Genomic DNA, 17,124 nt, shown 5'->3' on the forward strand with positions numbered 1-17,124 from the left:
CGAAGGAGCTGTATAAAATTGAAGAAAGCTGCATCTGCTTTTCTTGCTTTGATCATGGTTTTTGTTATGCTGCCGTCAACGATTTTGGCAAACCAACAAACGTTGGAAGCGTCCGACCCTAACCTCGTCTTTCGAGTCGACAATCAGCAAATTTACAACAATAACTATACAAATCTGAACGACAAGGTGGATGCGCTGAAAGGGCTGGAGGAAGGGACGATTATCGTTCGGTTTCGTTATTCCGGCACTTCGATTATGTCCTTATTTTCACTAAGCAACAGCACGATGGCAAATGGCCACTTTCATCTCTATGTGACCCCGTCTGCCATCGGCAGCGAAAACCGTCTGGAAGCGCCAGGCCAGACAGCTGTAAACACGCATGTCAAAGCGGACGTTGCGGTGAGGCAAAATGAGGTTCATACGGTAGCGATGGCCGTTGACAAAAATCAAGGCTATAAATATTTTCTCGATGGAAAATTGGTCAAAACCGATACGGCATCGGCACGAAAGTTTCTGAGCAATGTGTATGAACCCAATAGCTCGCAACTCGGGCGCACGGAGCGGAAGGGCGGCTCCAACACCTATCCGTTTAACGGCGAGATTGATTTTGCAGAGGTGTACGGAAAGCCGCTTGCTGATCAGGAGCTGCTTGCGATTACGGGCGTTACAAACACGAATCCGGTGCAAAATCCATTGCCGGATGGCGCTCTCATTACAGAGCCATATTCCGTTTTTTATCCGGGACTCTATAGCTCGAACGCTTACCGCATTCCTGCTCTTCTGCAAACGGAAGCGGGAACGCTGCTCGCAGGCATCGATAAACGGATCAACCACGGCGGCGACTCGCCGGCAAATATCGATATGCTCGTTAGAAGAAGCTTGGACAACGGCAAGACGTGGGAAGAGAGCGGCATACTCATTAACAATTATCCCGGCAACGCGTCTAATATTGACCAGTCCTTGCTGCAAGATCTCGAAACGAAGAGAATCTTCTCGCTTGTGCTTGGTTTTCCAGATGGCGGAGGATTTCCTACCTCGGTGAAAGGCAGCGGCTTCAAGACGGTCAATGGAAAACGATATATGATTCTTAAGGATCAAAACAATAATGAGTTTACCGTAAGAGAAAACGGCGAGGTGTACGACAGCGCGAATGCTAAAACGACATACGTCGTAGACCAGAAGAGAAACCTGTCAAACAACGGCGTTGTGGTCAGCCATATTTTCCTCCCGTCATCGCCGTTAAAGCCGATTCGCACCTCTTACCTTGAGCTGTGGCACAGCGACGACGAAGGACTGACTTGGGAGGGTCCAGTCGATATGAATCCGGGGCTGAAAGAGGATTGGATGGCGTTTCTCGGCGCTGGGCCGGGAACGGGAATCCAGCTGACCGAGGGAACTCACGCGGGCAGACTCGTTTATCCTGTTTATTTCACCAACGAAAACGGCGCTCAAGCAAGCGCGGTTATCTATAGCGATGACCATGGCGCGACTTGGCATCGCGGGGAGTCGCCTAATGAAGGGCGCATCGTAAATGGCTTTACGTTAAACGAAAGGACTTTTACGGGCAATGAGATTACGGAATCGCAGGTCGTTGAGATGCCGGACGGCCAGCTTAAGCTATTCATGCGAAACTATTCGGGTTACGCCCAAATCGCAACAAGCTTTGACGGCGGAGAAACATGGGATTCGGAGGTTGTAACCGAGCGAGGCTTGCCGGCTGCTTACTGCCAAATGACGGCTATTCGGTATAACGGCCAAATCGATGGGAAGGAAGCCGTTATTTTTGCCAGCCCGGGCAGCTCGTCAAGCCGCATTAACGGTACCGTTAAAGTTGGGCTGATCGTTGAAAACGGCACCTATTCGAATGGCAGAACCAAATATGCATTCGATTGGAAATATTCGCAGCTGGTGAAGGAGGGCCATTATGCGTATTCGAGTCTAGCTAATCTAGCAAACGGCGAGATTGGACTATTTTATGAAGGCACCGGAAGCGAGCAAATGAGCTTTATTAAATTTAATGAATCGTATTTGAAATGGCAGCGTCAAGGCAGCAGTCCCGAAGCGAAGGTGAAATCGATCGCGCTTGAGGCGCCTAAACCAGGCGGATATGCCTTGCATGACAAGCTGCGGATCAAAATGGCATTTGACCATTATATGCTGCTTAGCGGCGACAAAAGCTTAAAGGGCACCATCGGTGACGCAGCTGTAGTGTTCCAATTGGCAAGCCAGAATACATCCAGTACGGAGTTTATTTTCGAGGCGGAATTTCCGGAGCTCTCCCCAGGCGCTTATACGCTAAGTGCAGGGTTTGGACCTAATCTGAAAGCTTACAATGCTTACGGCAATGCCCTTAATGCACAAGCGTCCGCAAACAAGCTTCAAACGCAAGTCGTCTCAAAAGCTGCCGAGGCGCAGGGAGCGGCGACTCAGCTTACGGGAGCAGCCAAAGCGGCATCGGGTGAACCATTCCAGATTCAATTCGGTTTAAAAAATGTCACGCAAAGCGTATACGCACAAGATATTACGGTGCTCTACAACCCTGCTGTCATGGATTTCACATCCGCAAAATCGTTAATGGATGGGGTCAATCTCATTGAAACCGAAACGAGCGAGCCGGGAAAAGTTCGTTTCATTCTAGCTAGCGTTGGCGCCGGTAATGCGGTCACGGGAGCTGCGGAGCTGCTGGAGCTAAGCTTTAAAGCAAAGGAAGCGAGCGCCGCTGTAACGGGAACGATTACCGTATCGTCAGCCGTGCTCGGCGATGAGCTAGGAGCTGAAGCGCAGGCGGCTCCTTCCGCGCACAGCATAGAGATTACGCCGGCTCCTGTGGGAATCGTGGGTGACATCAATGGAGACGGCAAAGTAAGCGTTGGCGATCTTGCTATCGTCGCCGCCCATTACGGCAAAGATTCTACGAGTCCGGATTGGCAGCAAATTAAACAGGCAGATACGAATAAAGACAGCAAAATCGATATCGAGGATCTCGCAGCGATCGCCAAAATCATTTTAGAATAATGGACGAAGGGTAGGCCATGCGGCCTACCCTTTTCTAATCGGGATAAGGAATTAAGATTAGGACAAAAAACATCAACTTCACTACAAAAGATATCATGTGGCAGCGCTTTTACAACTTATATAATGAGAAAACAGAAATGACGAAAACAACTAGAGTTCGGAGGAAGACAGCAGATGAAAGAAGCATGAACGATACTTTAAGGAGGATTACAAGCAATGGGGAACAAATTCAAAAAAAGGGTTACATGGGGAATGGCACTATTTCTTGTTCTGCTGGCTCTATCCGGCTGCAGCGGCAACGACAAAAACAACACGCCGGCGACAGCGACAGAGAAGCCAACGGATGCTCCCAAGGTTGAAGAAACAGCGAAGCCAGCAGAGGAACCAAAAATTTCGGGAGACTTTGAAATCCAATATTTTGTCGGCGGTTATGGCGACGCATGGTGGAAAGAAGTCATTGGCGAATTTCAACAAAAGTATCCTGATTTGAAAATCAAAGAGTCCGCAGGCTCCCAAATCAATGAGCAAATGAAGCCGCGCTGGATTCAAGGCAACCCGCCGGATGTCGTGTACATTGATGGCGCCGGTTCGAACGAAACGCAAATGGTTCAAGATGACCAGCTGATGGAAATCACGGATTGGGTGAAGCAGGCGAATAATGTTGACGGTGAGAATCTGGTCAGCAACCTGATTGCCGGCCCGCAAGATTTTAGCGGCAAAAACTATACGATTCCAATGGTATTCGGCTCGTGGGGAACGTTCTACGACGCGGCTCTTTTCAAGGAAAAGGGCTGGGCTGTGCCAACGGATTGGGATAGCTTCATGGCGACAAGCGAACAAATCAAAGCATCCGGCATTAACCCTTACATTCACACAGGCAAATATCCATACTACATCGTGGGCGGATTGCTTAACTCCGGTTTCGTATCCGAAAACGGCGATAACCCGCAAATTCTGAAAGACCAGGAAGCAGCTAAAGAAGGCTCCTTCAACAATGATGCCGTTAAGAAAACTTTAGCAAAGCTAGTAGATATGCGCGATAAAGGTTACTTCGACAATGCTTCCTACGGTATGAACCATACCGATTCGCAAATGCTGTTCTTGCAGCATAAGGATGCGATGATTCCGAACGGTCTATGGCTGGAAAATGAAATGAGCAAGGATACGCCTGAAGGCTTTACATTCGGCTTCATTCCATCGGTTATGCAAAATGCAGGCGGCAAATATGTAGCGATTCCGTACACAAGCAATATCGCTATCGCGAAAAAAGCGAAAAACCCGGAAGCCGCAAAAGCGTTTATCGAGTTTATTTTCACGAAAAAAGCAGCCGTACGCTGGGCAGAGATTACTGGCGCACTAATGAACGTGAAAGCTGATCTGGAATCCTCAAGCGCAAGCAACGTCGTAAAAACAGCGATGAACTATTTTAACGGCGGCGACACGATCGTAGCACCTGTATTCAAATTGAATTCGGACCTTGAGCAAGCGCAAAATGACGCAACGATCGCTTTGCTGCAGAAGACCATTACACCGGAAGAGTGGATCGACCGGATGGAGAAAGCAGCAGCTAAAGCACGTTAATCCGATTACCTCTCTTCATTCCAACAATCAGAGGACGCTCGTTCCTCTGATTGTTCTTTCAAATCATAAGGGAGGCAGGAAATCATGATCTCGACAATAAAGAAAAAGAAAAATACAAGCTCACGGAGCAACAAGCTGTTTATTGCAAGCTTCCTGCTCCCCACATTAGCTTTATTCTCTTTATTTACGATCTATCCGTTGATCCGCGGCTTATACTTGAGCTTCTTTGATTGGTCCGGCGGGTCGGAAACGATGAATTTTATCGGTATTGATAATTATAAGGAACTATTCTCGGATTCTATTATTCCGACAGCCATTAAAAATGATTATTTCCTAATCTTCTGGAAGGTCATCCTGATCATGCTGCTGGCTACCTTCTTCGCGGTCGCCTTAACGAGGCTCAAGCTCAAGGAATACGGATTTTACCGGGTTGTTTTCTTCTTCCCGAATATTATTTCCGTTGTTGTTATCGGGGTATTATGGAGCTTCATTTATAATCCGACGCTTGGTTTCCTGAATGCGTTTCTCTCGTTATTTACCGATAATCCCGTAACGACGAACTGGCTCGGATCCCCTAACCTTGCGATATGGTCGCTTCTCCCGCCGAGCGTATGGGCAGGCATTGGCTTCTATATGCTCCTCATCATCGCATCGATACTAGGGATTCCCAGCTCCTTGTATGAAGCAGCGAGCATAGACGGGGCTAACGAATGGAAGCAGTTCACGAAAATTACGATGCCGCTCATCTGGGAGCAATTCAAGACGTCGGTTATCCACATTGTCATTACAACGCTGAATGGTTCATTTATTATCGTGAAGCTTATGACAGAGGGCGGGCCCGATAATCAAACGCAGGTGCTAGGCTATTATTTGTATCAAATGGGTTTCAAGCAATATCATCTCAGCTACGGGGCAACGATAGGTGTTCTGATTTTAGTACTATCGCTAGTTACAACCTTGATTCTGAACCGTATCCTTCATCGGGACACTATAGAAATGTAATGAGGTGAACAAATGAATGAGCTTGCAACCAAAAAGCCGCTGCTAACCCTATCCAAATCGGTCGTTCGCATTTTATTACTGCTTTGGTCTTTGCTTGTCCTCTATCCGGTTATGTGGACATTTTTAACCTCATTGAAGGATAACAAACAGGTCATGCAGGGCAAGCCATGGGATATTCCAACGTTTTTTCACTTTAAAAATTACGCGGATGTGTGGAGCCGGGCGCATTTTGGTGATTACTTCTTCAATTCGATTATGGTCACAGTCGGCAGCATGATCGTGTCATTGGTAATGGCCGCTACGACGGCTTACATATTGGCTCGATATAGGTTTAAGGGAAAAGGGACGCTATATTTTGTTTATGTCGCCTCGATGATGATCCCGACCACGCTCGGATTAATCCCGTTATTTTTTCTGCTAAGCGATCTGCATTTGTCGAATTCATTGTTCGGGCTTATGATCGTATATTCGGTCGGTACAATCGGTATTCTGCCATTCGCCATCTTCTTCTTGGTAGGCTTCTACAAGACGCTTCCGAAGGAGCTGGAAGAGGCGGCAACCATTGATGGCTGCACGAATTACGGCATTTTCTTCCGCATTATGCTTCCGTTATCGAAGCCGGGACTGGTGACCGTTGGCATCATGAACGCTTTAACCGTCTGGAACGAATATATTATGGCGACGGTTTTAATCAATGATCCCGAGAAATATACCGTCCCTGTCGGCATTGCGATTATGCAGGCGGAGATGCAGTACAGGACGGAATGGGGTCCTTTATTCGCGGGATTAGCGATCTCGATGATCCCGGTCATCGTTATGTATGTTCTCTATCAACGGCAAATTACGGGCGGACTTACGGCAGGCGCTCTAAAAGGCTAACGGAGCGCTGCCGCCCATTCCGCTCATTCCAAAGTGTTCATACACATCCGCAGAATCAGCAGAGAGACATTGGAGGCGATAGAATCGCCCCAATGACCTCTAGGGATACTCGCAACCAGATCTCCGGCGTTCATGAAGGAGGTTTTTTTGCTATGCCCAAATGTGGGCATTCGTTTGAAGCGGCACGTGATTAGTGAAAAACAAGGGAGGTAAGGATAAGATGTCAAGAAAGACGATTAGCCTATGGCTTGCGCTTTTTATGCTGACAACGGTATTTTCTAACCTGGTGAGCTTCGCTGCACAATCGGATGAGGGCAAGCTGCAAAGCGGAAGCGGCGACGGTACCTATGAAGTATATCCGCTGCCTCACAATGAGAGCTACTACGGAGGAAGCTTTACGATTACGGATGAGGTGAATCTCGTTATCGAAAGTCAAATTGATGCTGCAACGACTCATCTGATTGAGAGCATTCTCTCATCAAAATCGATTGAGGCGACACGGTCGGATTCGGCGGTGCCAGATCAGACGAATGTGCTCATCGGCGTCCGAAATTCGGGTGGAATCGTAAACGCCTACTTCGATCAACATGCGAAGTATGATGCTGCTATTTTTAGCAAAAATGACGCTTACGTATTGGATATCGACAAGAAGCCCGCGCAAGCCGGCAGCATCGCGGTACTCGGGGCAAGCACGGACGCCGCTTATTATGCGCTTGCTACTTTAAAGATGATTTTTGACCAAATGCCGGGGAAGAGCATTCAAACGGTAAAATACGAGGATTATTCCGATGCGAAGTGGAGGGGGTTTATCGAAGGCTTCTACGGATTTCCATGGTCGCATGAGGACCGGATCAGCTTAATGCGCTTTGGCGGCACGGTCAAAATGAATTCGTATATTTTTGCGCCAAAGGACGATAAGTATCATAATTCCGCTTGGAGAACGCTGTATCCGGCAGCTGAATTAGCGAAAATCAAAGAGCTTGTTGACGTTGGACACGAATCCAAAACGCAGTTTGTATGGGCGATTCATCCCGGCTTCAACATGATCAATTGGAACAATTATGACGCGGAGCTGCAAACGCTGCTTAATAAGCTCGATCAGCTTTACAGCGTTGGCGTGCGCCAATTCGGCCTGTTTATGGACGATATAAGTACGGCGCAATCGCTGGCGGACAAGGACAAACATGTAAAGCTGATTACGGATGTCGCCAAGTGGGTCACAGCGAAGGGCGATGTCAAATCGTTGATCTATTGCCCGCCATTTTACAATCAGGGCTGGACGGGAGAATCGGGCAAGCCTTATCTTCAAGCACTGCGCGACGTTCCGCAAAACGTGGAGATCATGTGGACCGGGAGAGGCGTCGTGGGCACGGTAAATACGGCCGATATGCAGTGGCCGAAGGATGCACATGGCAGAGACCCTTATGTGTGGTTGAACTGGCCGGTTAATGATTATAAGGATTCGAGACTGATGCTGGGCAAAGGGGAAGTACTACGCCCAGGCACGCATAATATTTCAGGCGTCGTATCCAATCCGATGGGGCATGCGGAGCTGTCAAAAATAGCGTTATTCGCCGTTGCCGATTATACGTGGAACGTGGATGATTTTAACAGCGATGAAAGCTGGATAAATTCCTTTGATTATGTTGCGCCTGAGGCTGCATCCGAGCTTAATGCGATCGCTTACCATCTAAGCGATCCATCGCCAAGCGGGCATGGTTTGCAGGTGGGGGAGTCGGAAAATATAAAGGCTGAGCTTGAGCAATTTTCAAGCCGGTTTGCGGGCGGGCAATCGGTTGAAGGGGTTGGGCAGACCTTGATTGCTGAATTTGATCATGTGCTGCAAGCCATCGAGTCGTTCAGAGAAAAAAGCCAAAACCCGAGCATGGTCGAGGAAATTGACCCGTGGCTGAGCAGCCTGCGCTATGTCGCTGAATCAAGCAAATATGCGGCGCAATCCGCTATTTCGCTTCAAAAGGGTGAGCTGGGCGCCGCGTGGGAAGGACTTGCAAAAGCGACGAATGCCTTATCCGAATCGAAGAAGATGAAGATCAAAAAATTAAACTACCCCGATGTAACGGTAGAAGCGGGTGCGAAGCGGCTCGTTCCTTTTGCCGAGCAATTACTCAGCAAGCTGGATGCACAAATTTACACGGCGATTGACCCTGCATTTGTTATACCGCTTCCTGTGAGCTCGTACGGCTCGCCAGCGGGACTAAATCAGATGATTGATGGGGACAGCAGCACATCGATCTATTTCCAAACGCTGCAAAAAAACGGCGATTGGTACGGGATCGATTTTGGCAAGACGATTAAAGTACAAGATATTGCGATTACGCAGGGCAGAACGGATACGGATCATGATATTTTTCAGAGAGGCATTCTTGAATATTCGAATGACAATCAAGCCTGGACGGCAATTGGCGAGGAAAGATCAGGCTTTGGCATTACGGCGAATGAGCTTGATCTGGAAGCTAGATATGTCCGGTATCGGTTGACGCATGCAGGAATTCCCGGCGGAAAGCCCGACTTGTGGACAGCGGTAAGAGAATTCACGGTAAATGCGGATAAAGGGAAGGCAGCCCTCTATACGAATGTGGAGGCGCTGAAGCAAAAGGCTGTTATTGCTTCTGATGCATCCGCCGAGCTAAACAGCATTGGCCAATTGATGCTGGAGCCTTCTCAATACGTAGGCATAAAGCTGCCTTCAATTGCGAAAATATCGGATATTACCTTTGAAGGCACAGCGTTACAAGCCGTGCTTGAATTATCGGAAAACGGCGTGGAATGGAGCGAAGCTACCGCGGGAGGCCCGTATAATAATGCCGCTTATATAAGGTTAATAAACAAAGGGAATGATCCTATTCCATTTGAATTAAGCAGGCTAACGGTCAGGCTGAATAAGTTTTCCGAGCCGGTTGTCACCCATAATTACGAGAGCGTTTACCAAGGCTCGCTGCAAGATATTTTTAATGGCAAATTGGAAAATAAAGTTTGGTTCGGCGGCGAACAGAGGCTTGGCAAATACGTGCAAGTCGATTTGGGCGGAATCGTCCGTGTACAGAACGCAGCGGTTGTCATCGGCGACGGAGAAGGGGATTATTTTCGCAAGGGTGATCTGCAGCTTTCGGTAGACGGCCAAAATTGGGAAACGATTCATAGCTTTAACAATCCGAATGATCGCAGCCTGAATTTTCCTGAGCATGAGGTTCCATACCGCTATAAGCGTGTTCAAGTGGATAACAAACCAGCTAGATATATCAGGCTAATCTCTACCGTAAATGACTCCTCGTGGCTAGCGCTTAATGAAATCATCGTCAATGAGGGCTTGCCAAATACGGGACGGGAGAATCCTTCCATTCAAGCAAGCCCGCAAGGGAGCTTAGGCAATGAAGCGGAAGCTGCAATCGATCATAAGCTGTCAACCTTCTATACTCCGGTGGCAGGTGCGGGGGCAGGTGCTTTGAACTACAAGCTATCGAATGAAACGGAGCTAAGCAAGGTTATTATTATGCAAAGCCCGCTCGGAGGTTCGAATGCTGAGGTTTGGATAAGAGACTTGAAAGGGTGGCATCAAGCAGGCGCTTTAACGCAATCGTTCAACGTCATTGACACAGCAAAGTACGAAAATGTGCTGGAGGTGAAGCTTACGTGGGACGGAGCCGTAAAACCAAAGATTCATGAAATGATCCCTGTGAAGCGGGATGGTGAAGTCGTTGTTCCGGAAGGGACGCATTCGGAGTTAACGGGTGCCGGATCAGCTGCGGGAGGCCAAACCTTTGGTGTTCGGCTTGGTCTAAAGAGTGTGACTGCCAGCGTCTACGCGCTTGATATGACGCTGGATTATGACGTGAATACGCTGGAATTTGTGTCCTCGAAGTCGCTGAAAGAAGGCGTTGCACTGCTGGACGCGGCAAAGCATACGCCTGGTCAAATCCGGCTGCTAATGGTCAGCGAAGGGCCCGCGAATGCGATCAAGGGCGATGCACAGCTATTAGAGCTGTCCTTCAAAGCCAAAACGGTGGCACAAACGACAGAAAGCTGGATTAAAGCATCCAAAATAGTTATGGGGGATGAAGAGGGGGCGGAGAAGGAGGCAGCAGGCGCAGCCTACCGTATTCAAGTAACCGCAGCTCCTGTTGGCATTCCGGGTGACGTGAACAATGATGGAAAAGTGTCGATCGGCGATCTTGCCATTGTTGCGGCAAATTACGGCAAGGATACGAGCAGTTCGGACTGGGCGCAAGTGAAGCATGCGGATCTAACAAACGACGGTATGATCAGTATTGACGATTTGGCGCTGGCAGCACGGAGGATTTTAGAGTAACAGGTTAGAGAGTGAAGGAGCATTCTGTTAGGGGAATGCTCCTTTTTTGTTTTACCCTAGTATCGCTGAGAGATTTCTACGAGTCGTCTGACTCCTTCCCGCAATTGTCCTTCACTTACGAAGGAATAGCTTAAGCGTATCCAAGACCGCATCTCTCTAAGCGGATCGCAGATTATACCCGGAATAAAGGAGATGGATTGCCGGATGCTTTCGTTCAAAAGCTCTTCCACGGGAAGCGTATCGGGAAGCTTAAGCCACAAATTAAAGCCTCCATTTGGACTAACCCAGCTCCATCCGGAAGCGGACAATTCCTTCTCAACGATTTCTTTTCGTATTTGGAGGGCGATACGCAGTTTGTCGAAGTGCTGCGTCATCCGCTCGGACTGGAAGTAATGTAAAAATATTTTCTGATTGACGAGCGGCGTTCCGTTATCAGCCAATGACTTAGCGGTAATTAACGGTTTCATGACGGATGGACGGCATATAACGGCACAAATGCGCAGTCCAGGCGCCACATACTTGCTGAAGCTGCGGAGATAGACTACCCAGCCATCTGTGTCGTAAGAAAAGAAGGGCTGAGGCGGCGGCTGATCAAAATACATTTCATGAATCGCGTCGTCTTCGACTAGTAAACACCGATACCGCTCCGCCAGCTCGACAAGCTGCTTGCGCTGGGCGGCAGGAACCGTATATCCTGTCGGGTTATGAAAGGTAGGATTTATATAAAAAATACGGGGCCGATTTTTTTGCATGAGCATTTCAACTTTCTCCAAATCATAGCCGCTCGGGTAAATGTCGACAGGGAGAAACCTAGCCCCTTGTCGGAGGAAAATATCGAGCGCAGCGCTATAGGTAGGTCTCTCGACCAAGATGAAATCCATCGGTTTGATGTACATTCGGGAAATTAAATCAATGGCTTGCTGGCCCCCGGTCGTAATCAACAGATCGTTTGGTGTCAGTTCAAAGCTGTGGTATTGCATCAAGTAGCGGCATAAGAACACGCGCAGCTCTTCGTCCCCTTGTACGCTTGCGTATGTTCCCATTAATTTTGGATAGATGTCAAAAACTTTTTTAACATAGTCGGATAGATATAGATTCGGCAGCAAATTCGGATCAATAAGCGATTGGGAGAACTGGTATACGGCAGGTATCTGCTGGATTTCTGACAAGGCGTTTTTTAAGTGGCCGGAAGAGATGATTGGACTTATCTCCAGTTGCTCCTCGTATAGAACAGGCTCCGGTTGATCCGGGCTCACATAATAACCTGATTTTTCTTTTACATAAACCTTCTCGTTTTGCTTAAGCAGCTGATAGGCTCGAAGCACCGTCAGCCGGTGTACCTTAAGGTCTTGGGCGAGCAGCCTAATCGAAGGGAGCTTGTCATGAGCCTTCAGCTCTCCACGCTCGATCTTGGTCGCGATGTAATCGTAAGCTTGTCTGAAAAGCAGCTTGTTCTCATTCGTGGATGACTGTGACTTCTTCATTATTTCTCCCCCTTCATAAAGCTTATTATATATGATGTCCACTTCATCTGTTCTGCTAACCTGCATCTGTTCTATTCCCTGCCTTGTATAATACGTAGCAAGAGGGGGAACATCCATGATTATATTCAACTATTTGCTTATTTGTTTTATTTTTGGCACGACGTTTTTAGCCATCAAGATAGGAGTCGATGCTTCAACACCGCCTTTCTTCTCAGCGGGAATACGGTTTTTTGCAGCAGGCCTGCTTGTGTTCCTATGGCTGGCTTGGAACAAGAAAGCTAGCTTTGCTCTGCTCTTTCACAAAGAAATGCTGCTTACGGGAATCGGGCTGACGTTCGGTACCTTCTCGACTTTGTACTGGGCCGAGCAGTATGTCTCATCCGGTATCGCCGCCGTTTTATCAGCTACCGCGCCTATGATTATTCTCGTGCTGCAAGTACTTGTCTTGCGGCAAAAGACGTCGGCACGCTCCGTATTCGGATGCGTTTTAGGATTTGCTGGAATCGTCTTATTGCTGCTGCCGCGCCTTACATTATCCGCTGATTTAGGATGGATGATCGGCTGCGTCGCGATTTTATTCGGACAGCTCTTCTATGCATCGGGTACCCTTTATTCGAAACGGGTCATTCAACGCTTCCCGCAAGCATCGCCCATAGCGCTTAACGCGGCTCAGATGATTTGGGGAGGCTTGCTGCTGCTTATTTTGTCATCGGTCACAGAACAAGTGGACATCCAGAGCATGTTAACGACCAAAGCAATCGGGTCTTTGCTCTACTTAATCGTTATCGGGTCAATGGTTGGACACAGCCTGTTCTACTGGCTTATTGCCAAAACAAATCCCATATTCCCGGCAACTTGGCTTTATGTTTCACCGACGATTGCCCTCGTGCTAGGGTTTTTATTATATGGAGAGACCATTAGCTGGTTATCGATAATAGGGGTGTTTACGATAATCACGGGAACCGTTTTTGCCAATCTGGACAGTTTGAAGTTATTGCTGTGTAAGAGGGGGACGGCAGACATGATGCCCGCTAGAAAGGCTGATGCACACGGGATAATCCACCCATCGAAATGAGCCTCTGAACCGCCGGTTTCTGAAAATAGAGCTAGAAGCTAGCTCTATTTCTCCCGTCCCCATCTAATGAGCTTCTGGGCCTCCGAAAGCTGAAATTAGCTATAGCTAACCCCAAGAAGAAAAGATCCAGCGATATCGAAAAGATTTTTATGTTCAGTTAAGGCTCTCTTAAGTAATCATGTGGATAATAAAGGAAAAACAAATGGAGGACGTTATGACGATCCGTTTGAGGTTGACTTTATTTTACGCAGGTATTTTGGCAGCCGCATTACTCGTTTTTTGTATAGCCTTGTATAGCTTTTTGCAGTTCTACATCTTTAGTGATCTGAAGTCTTCGCTCAAAGAGCAAACGGAAACCTTTCAGGAATATGTGAAATACAAACTGAAAATTGATCCGACAGGCTGGCATTTATTAGTACAAGTAGATGATTTCGATACAGTGCAGTCAGGCATGTATGTACAGGTTATAAATCTGATGAATGGCAATAAAATGAGATCAAGAAACCTAGGAAACGCAGAGCTGCCCTATTCCCATACGAATCTTGAAGAGAGAAAGCAAGGCTACTTCGTTACGGCAAAAATCGAAAATTCACTTTTTATCATATACAATGACCCATTAATGGTTGAAGGAAATGTAATTGGGGTTTTACAGACCGCTTATCATATAGGTGTCATAAACAAATTTTTCACTATTTTGCGATGGCTTCTTTTTTCATTATCGTTATTTATAGTAGCCATAGCATCATATATCGGTTGGTTATCTGCCAAACAATCTTTAAAACCGATCTACTCGCTGATCGAGGAGACGAAGCAAATTCAAAGCAGTGAGGATTTGGGTAAAAGAGTGCGCTTTCATCATACGGGAGACGAGGTCAGTCTCTTAGGTACGACGATCAATGGAATGCTTGAACGCATTCAAACGATGTACGCTGAACTAGACAGATCATTTTTAAACCAACGTCGCTTTGTAGCGGATGCCTCGCATGAATTAAGAACGCCGCTTACTACGATTACTGGGAATGCGGAGTTCCTCAAAAAAGTATGGACGGCTTATAATAAACCGCCTTATTGCTTGGATAATAAATCAGAGATAGAAATATCGGTAGAGTCTGTTCATGATATTGTAGACGAAGCGAATAGAATGGGGAGATTGGTTAACAACCTTTTGACTCTTGCAAGAGCGGATGCGAATCTACGAATAAAGAAAGAGCGCTTTGAGATTAAGCCAATCATAGAGACAGTTGTAAGAACGGCACACTTAATGCCTAAATCGGTTATTTTTAAGGTTGAAAATCTGGAGTCGATTGAGAACCTTAATATTGCTGGCGATAAAGATTACATACAGCAGCTCTTTTTTATTTTTCTTGATAATGCTTTTAAATTCACTAAGGGAGGGTTGGTTGAGTTTAAGCTATCAACGACAGAGGATGAGATTCTATTCAACATCATGGATAGTGGTATTGGCATGGATGCCACTGAAGTATCCCATATATTCGAACGATTTTATCGCGCTGATCCTTCAAGAGGAAATACGCCGGGAACCGGTCTTGGATTATCGATAGCAAAATGGATATTGCATGAGCATAATGGCAGTGTCGATGTATGGAGCAGCCTCCATAAAGGAAGCTCGTTTATTATAAAATTGCCTATTTCTAAAGCAAGTGATCGAGCGGACTAATTAAATAATGTTGAATTTTAAAACTAAAAAAGAAGCAACATTATTCTATTTTTTAACGTTTATGAGAATATGTAGTTTGTTCAATAATACGATGCTGCAGGAGGAATCGATTTGAAGCTGTTCGGGAGGGTGTTATTATTTTTAATTGCCGTATACTTTATGTATCAAGGTTATTCTACCTATACATTTAGTGCTAGAAGCTACGATGGCAGTATGGGGATCTATAAATTTAGCTGGCTATTTATTCCTGCTACTGACTACCACTTACATACTTACGGTACCGTTTTTATTGTTATAGGCATCTTATTTGCACTCACTCCGCTCGTCCTTCATAGGCTTTCTTTAAAAAGAAATAAGAGTACATAGAATAAAAAATGATTAGCAAGAGGTACATATAAATGAAAAACCAAAAGCTGATTTACGGCAATGGCTGCAATTTTACGTCTCTAATACGGGCAAAAAGAAACTGAATGTCCAACCTCTCGTTAGGCAACGAGTGGATTCAAGCTTCAGTCGCGCCTAATGCCATCTATGCCGGAGAGTTGTGGCTCGGATTGGAGCAGGCTTGCCAGTGGAACCTGGATTTTGATAATGAGGATGGGTCTGTGATAGAGTCCAGTTTAGCAGTAATGATCAAAAAGCAGAAACAAGCGTAAAAAACCACGTGCCAAGGCTGACGACGTTGTTACGTAGCAGCCTTATTTGACGTTTACTGTGATGAGATTTAATGGTTGCTCACAAAAAATGATACAAGCTCCGATGAAATTAGCTTTGAATTGAGCTTTTTGGTATGGCCAAGTCCTTTTTTGCTCAGCAGCTTTGCTTTGGGGAGCACCTCTGCCAGTGCCTGAGCAGCGTGACGCAGCGCTGCGGGGCTTTCTGTACCTTCGAGCACCAGCGTTGGCATGTTAACAGTGCTCCACAAGTTTGCTGGCAGCGGCTTGCCGTCCATATACCCATCCAATAATGCCGCATCGTAAGGGAGCGTGTGGGCAACGGCCATAAGCCTAGCCCAAACTCCCGGCATAATGCGCATTAAACCAATAACGAATGATGGAGCGCCCATGCCCTTGGTCATAAAATAGTTGATAGCTTCAGCCCGTTGATCAGCGGCGATAAGCTTCGTAACGTGATTGACGAAATCTTTCGGCGGCTTTCGATCCGCAGCATCGACCACAAATGGAGGCTCATGCAGCGCTAATTTCGTTATATTTAAGCCGCTCGCTGCTGCCTGCAGCGCAAGTGCCGCCCCTGATGACAACCCCCAAACATAAGCCGAGCCTCCGGCTTCATTCATGATGGCTTGAAGATCTTCAATCTCCCGTTCTATGGCATAGGGCTGTGTATCTCCGCTATCTCCGCGTCCGCGGCGGTCGTAGTTATAGACCGTGAAGCGCTCTGACAACAAATTAGCCAGCTGAACCTGTCCGGGAAATTTCCGGTAGCTAAACGCGCCTGCTACCAAAATAAGCGCTGGCCCTTGACCAGCTTTGTCGTAAGCAATCTTCGTGCCGTCTTTTGATTTTATTGTGTACATGTTATATCTCCTTTGCTAATGCCGCTAAGTATGAGCCTTTACTAAGACGACGAACGATTGACGGCAAAATCGACACAGCAGCAATTATTTTTTGAAAAATAATTCAGCAGTGTTTATTTCCGGGCAAAGCTAGGCTCTGGCTTTTGTTTATTTTCTTATCAATCCAAAGAAGGCCTGAAACAATGTGCAAGCCGAATATTAGCTTCTTTTCCCGATAAACATTACACAGTAGAAGAGATGATCGCACAAGGGGAAAGGTCATATCAAGGATGGTTGTGAAGGGTACGCATAAAGGCATATTTTTTGGAACAGCTCCTACGGGCAATTCCACCGAGCACGCGGGATCAAGCGTTTTTTTACAAGATGTTCACCTATTTATTATTTAGCCCAAGGTAAATTTTAGAAACTAATTGGATGATAAATACGTTTAAGGTTAGGGACGGAGGTTTGAGCACTAAAGATTAAAGGGGAGAAGAGAATGTTCAAGCTATTTGGCATTAGAAAAAAGAAGCAAGCTCATTCGCTTGAGGAACAGATGCAACTTAT

The 17,124-nt window shown here is 46.8% G+C and carries 10 protein-coding genes; 8 read left to right on the top strand and 2 right to left on the bottom strand.

Annotated elements, in window-relative coordinates:
* Positions 1-18 precede the first annotated feature (18 nt).
* From A7975_RS20720 to A7975_RS20740, 5 genes are all read left to right on the top strand, one after another.
* Positions 19-3,015, top strand: coding sequence for a sialidase domain-containing protein (locus tag A7975_RS20720; protein WP_065386351.1), 2,997 nt, complete (start codon positions 19-21; stop codon positions 3,013-3,015).
* Positions 3,016-3,231: 216 nt separating this feature from the next.
* Positions 3,232-4,596, top strand: coding sequence for an extracellular solute-binding protein (locus A7975_RS20725; RefSeq protein ID WP_065386352.1), 1,365 nt, complete (start codon positions 3,232-3,234; stop codon positions 4,594-4,596).
* Positions 4,597-4,680: 84 nt separating this feature from the next.
* Positions 4,681-5,598: a carbohydrate ABC transporter permease gene (locus A7975_RS20730; protein ID WP_053375138.1), complete on the top strand. Its 918-nt coding sequence runs from the start codon at positions 4,681-4,683 to the stop codon at positions 5,596-5,598.
* Positions 5,599-5,610: 12 nt separating this feature from the next.
* Entirely contained in the window at positions 5,611-6,477 is an 867-nt protein-coding gene (locus A7975_RS20735) for a carbohydrate ABC transporter permease (protein ID WP_053375139.1), read from the top strand.
* Positions 6,478-6,697: 220 nt separating this feature from the next.
* Positions 6,698-10,804, top strand: a complete 4,107-nt coding sequence (locus A7975_RS20740) for a beta-N-acetylglucosaminidase domain-containing protein (RefSeq protein WP_065386353.1) — start codon at positions 6,698-6,700, stop codon at positions 10,802-10,804.
* Between the two features lie 56 nt (positions 10,805-10,860).
* On the opposite strand, the gene A7975_RS20745 is transcribed toward A7975_RS20740, so the two are convergent.
* The gene (locus tag A7975_RS20745) at positions 10,861-12,288 is read right to left on the bottom strand and encodes an aminotransferase-like domain-containing protein (protein ID WP_065386423.1); all 1,428 of its coding nucleotides are present in this window, start codon (positions 12,286-12,288) and stop codon (positions 10,861-10,863) included.
* Between the two features lie 115 nt (positions 12,289-12,403).
* Here A7975_RS20745 and A7975_RS20750 point away from each other — a divergent pair, with 115 nt between their 5' ends.
* The 3 genes from A7975_RS20750 to A7975_RS20765 all read left to right on the top strand — a co-directional run bounded on the left by A7975_RS20750 (position 12,404) and on the right by A7975_RS20765 (position 15,697).
* On the top strand, positions 12,404-13,363 hold the full coding sequence (locus tag A7975_RS20750) for a DMT family transporter (protein ID WP_065386354.1): 960 nt from the start codon (positions 12,404-12,406) through the stop codon (positions 13,361-13,363).
* A 214-nt stretch (positions 13,364-13,577) separates the two neighbouring features.
* Positions 13,578-15,041, top strand: a complete 1,464-nt coding sequence (locus tag A7975_RS20755; protein ID WP_065386355.1) for a sensor histidine kinase — start codon at positions 13,578-13,580, stop codon at positions 15,039-15,041.
* A 470-nt stretch (positions 15,042-15,511) separates the two neighbouring features.
* A complete protein-coding gene (locus A7975_RS20765) occupies positions 15,512-15,697 on the top strand; it encodes a hypothetical protein (RefSeq protein WP_065386357.1) in 186 nt (61 codons plus the stop codon).
* A 68-nt stretch (positions 15,698-15,765) separates the two neighbouring features.
* On the opposite strand, the gene A7975_RS20770 is transcribed toward A7975_RS20765, so the two are convergent.
* The gene (locus tag A7975_RS20770) at positions 15,766-16,578 is read right to left on the bottom strand and encodes an alpha/beta fold hydrolase (protein WP_065386358.1); all 813 of its coding nucleotides are present in this window, start codon (positions 16,576-16,578) and stop codon (positions 15,766-15,768) included.
* Positions 16,579-17,124 lie beyond the last annotated feature (546 nt).

Origin of the sequence: Bacillus sp. FJAT-26390 (assembly GCF_001682865.1) — a bacterium.
In the GTDB taxonomy this organism is placed as follows: domain Bacteria; phylum Bacillota; class Bacilli; order Paenibacillales; family Paenibacillaceae; genus Pristimantibacillus.

Bases quoted from the DNA above. Each gene is read 5' to 3' on its own strand.
- A7975_RS20725 (WP_065386352.1), top strand. From the start codon at position 3,232: ATGGGGAACAAATTCAAAAAAAGGGTTACATGGGGAATGGCACTATTT.
- A7975_RS20730 (WP_053375138.1), top strand. From the start codon at position 4,681: ATGATCTCGACAATAAAGAAAAAGAAAAATACAAGCTCACGGAGCAAC.
- A7975_RS20735 (WP_053375139.1), top strand. From the start codon at position 5,611: ATGAATGAGCTTGCAACCAAAAAGCCGCTGCTAACCCTATCCAAATCG.
- A7975_RS20740 (WP_065386353.1), top strand. From the start codon at position 6,698: ATGTCAAGAAAGACGATTAGCCTATGGCTTGCGCTTTTTATGCTGACA.
- A7975_RS20745 (WP_065386423.1), bottom strand. From the start codon at position 12,288: ATGAAGAAGTCACAGTCATCCACGAATGAGAACAAGCTGCTTTTCAGA.
- A7975_RS20750 (WP_065386354.1), top strand. From the start codon at position 12,404: ATGATTATATTCAACTATTTGCTTATTTGTTTTATTTTTGGCACGACG.
- A7975_RS20755 (WP_065386355.1), top strand. From the start codon at position 13,578: ATGACGATCCGTTTGAGGTTGACTTTATTTTACGCAGGTATTTTGGCA.
- A7975_RS20765 (WP_065386357.1), top strand. From the start codon at position 15,512: ATGTCCAACCTCTCGTTAGGCAACGAGTGGATTCAAGCTTCAGTCGCG.
- A7975_RS20770 (WP_065386358.1), bottom strand. From the start codon at position 16,578: ATGTACACAATAAAATCAAAAGACGGCACGAAGATTGCTTACGACAAA.